Here is a 2,740-nt window from a genome sequence, read left to right as displayed (position 1 = left end):
TTGGAAAAAGCGTCGCTGATAATGCTTGGGGTATGTTCACTTCTTTCTTAGCTTATAAACTACATGAACAAGGCAAACAGCTTGTGAAAATAGACAAATGGTTTCCTTCCAGAAAAACATGTAGCAGTTGTGGAAATATGAAAAATATGTCATTGTCTGAGCGAGTCTATACTTGTATATGCGGTGTAAATCTCGATAGAGATTATATAACGCAGCTATCAATATCAAAAATGAAGCAATACGCCTATTAGCGTTAGCATAGATAGCAATAAAATAACCCTTGGAACAAGGGAGTTAACTCGGCTGTCTTAGGACGAATTCGTTAGCTACCAAAAGTAACGACTAACCGAGAAGCCCCCACTTCAAACAGTCCGTTAGGACGTTAAGTGGCGGGTAGTTCACCATGCATCCTAAATAATTAAGTTGGTTCGTATCAATGATGTAATGAACAAGCCTACTAATATTTCTTAACTAGAATTTATATTTTGTTCGTATAAAAAAGTGTCCATAACAGATTCTTATTCTTTGTTATGTTAAAACTACACAATTAACGTATTAAAAACCTTTTTTAGGCATAACAAGAATTGATGGTCATACAATGATATAGAAAGGTCTATCCAACATATAGATTACCTCTGGCACTCTGAAAAGACACCTAATTAAGGTGTCTTTTTACTTTTTATTAAAGTACAGGATAAGCTTAACCGCGCCTATTCCATTTATTCAGTTAACACTCCAATCGTATTAAGAGCGTCTACTGCCCCGGATGTTCTTTTTCTATTGAACAAAATCGTTATTTCAAGTGAATAAAAAAGAGCACACATATAAGTGTGCATCTAGACTAAAAGGGTTGAACTTATGGAGTGGAGTGCCCCATACAATAATATATGCTTGTCTGATTTAAAGGTGACAAGTTGTTTATAAAAACGCTATTTGGTATGAAAATGTAAGAGCACTCCGTAGAGTGCACTTCTGTAACGACTATCGACTCTAAAAAGATAGGATGGAATATATCATATGAAGTGATGTTTGTTTAATTGGGTGTCTTTTGTATAAAAAAACATTTTACACATCAAAAAAAGCGCTTATATAGCGCTTTTTGAAAAGTAGGTTTCAGATCACACTCCCACATGTGACCTAAATACATGTGCACAAGTAGTATATGTGAATTTTAATTAAATTGTGCAAATAAATTAACAATACAGGAGTGGAGTGAAATAGGCCTTGTTTGAATATATGGGAAATAATAAAAAAAAAAGCTAGTTCGTATCAATGATTAAGCCTACTAAAAATTTTTTCATTAGAATTTATTGTGTCCGTTATTCGTAACAAAATCATTAACTAAACAAATATGCAATAAACGTATTTAAAAGATATTCAAAAGATATTTAAAAGATATTTAAATCATAACGAAAATTCATAATCATACAATGATACAGAAAGGCTTTTCACATGGTATCTTTCTCTTAAACCCGAAAAGACATCTAATTAAGGTGTTTTTTTATTTTTCACCTTTCAAGGAGAACAAGCATATATTAGAGTATAGGACGAGCTTGAACGCTTCTCCTCCATTCTAAGTTTTGGTTAGAACTCCTTATACATTAAGAGCATCTATTGTCCTGGATGCTCACTTTTTATTGAAAAAATGTGCGTTTAATGCTCTGTAGACGGAGATATAGAGTTAGTAATAACTATCGAAATTGATAAAATGCTGTGAAATAGCATTATTTCACAGCACCTATTTTTGGTACGTAGATTTTCTAAACTTTTTAATGAAAATACTTAAAATATGAAGAATGTAATTGAGTTTCAATTGAAGTTCTAACAAAATGTCCAAATTTGATTAATTAGTACAGCCATTAGTCAATTAACAAACACTTGTACTAGTTTAGTAATGATAAATAAGATTGGGGAAAATGTATAGAATGAAGATTCAACATAGAAATAACTCATATACATTCACATCGAAAAAGGTTGTCTCATAATATATTAAGACTGTTCTATTAAGATGTTATAAGGGCGTGAGTATATGGAAGACGTAAATGTGAAAATTGACAGTCTAAAATCAGAACACAAAGAGATCATGCGTGATATTCGTAATTTAGAAACTCGAATAATAATTAACGAGAAAGACATTTCTACAATTAATAAGCAATTAGAAAAAATCAGCACAAATACTTCTTGGATTTTACGGATAATTATCAGTACGATAATTATGGCTGTTCTAGGTTTGATACTAAGGGGGACAATTTGAAATTCCAAAAAATACTTTTGAAAGAGAGACAAGTGTCTTTCTATTTTTTTGAAGAAGTATATGTTGGAAAGAGATGGTGCACGAACCCCTTTTTATCATTTAATTAGTTAGGATCACAAATTAAAATGGTGACAAATTATGTCATAGTTATATAGAAGATTTGATGCCTAGAGAAAAAGATGAAATGATTATAATAGTTAATCAAATAAAAAAATTACAGTGGGATGATTGGCGCATGAATTTGGTGTTTCAACATAAATATTTTTCTGTTAAATTCAATATATAAGTATTTTAATTTTATGAATATGGATTGCTTGTATAGGTTCATTCATCTTTAGTCATATAATGTTAATATTTTAGTATTAGGTTTGTGCATTTTTAATAATTTATTTGTTTTATGTAAAAGGTGCCAAGAAATACTTTGTAGTTTTATTTCTTGGCGTGGGTATTTATTTGGGTCATTTGGATGCCGACCTTACAATAGTA

1 protein-coding gene and 1 pseudogene are annotated in these 2,740 nt (G+C 30.8%); both read left to right on the top strand.

Translation table 11 applies throughout. The annotated features are described in order from the left end of the window. Window positions 1-262: pseudogene (locus ACUN13_RS32115) on the top strand (zinc ribbon domain-containing protein); the annotation flags it as partial. A gap of 1,767 nt (window positions 263-2,029) precedes the next feature. Continuing rightward, on the top strand, window positions 2,030-2,254 hold the full coding sequence (locus ACUN13_RS32110; protein ID WP_098282302.1) for a hemolysin XhlA family protein: 225 nt from the start codon (window positions 2,030-2,032) through the stop codon (window positions 2,252-2,254). The last annotated feature ends 486 nt before the right edge of the window (window positions 2,255-2,740 follow it).

The sequence above is a fragment of the Bacillus cereus group sp. Bce041 genome (assembly GCF_052646455.1).
The sequence above is the reverse complement of the archived record's forward strand: the minus strand, read 5'-3'. Positions and strand labels throughout refer to the sequence as shown.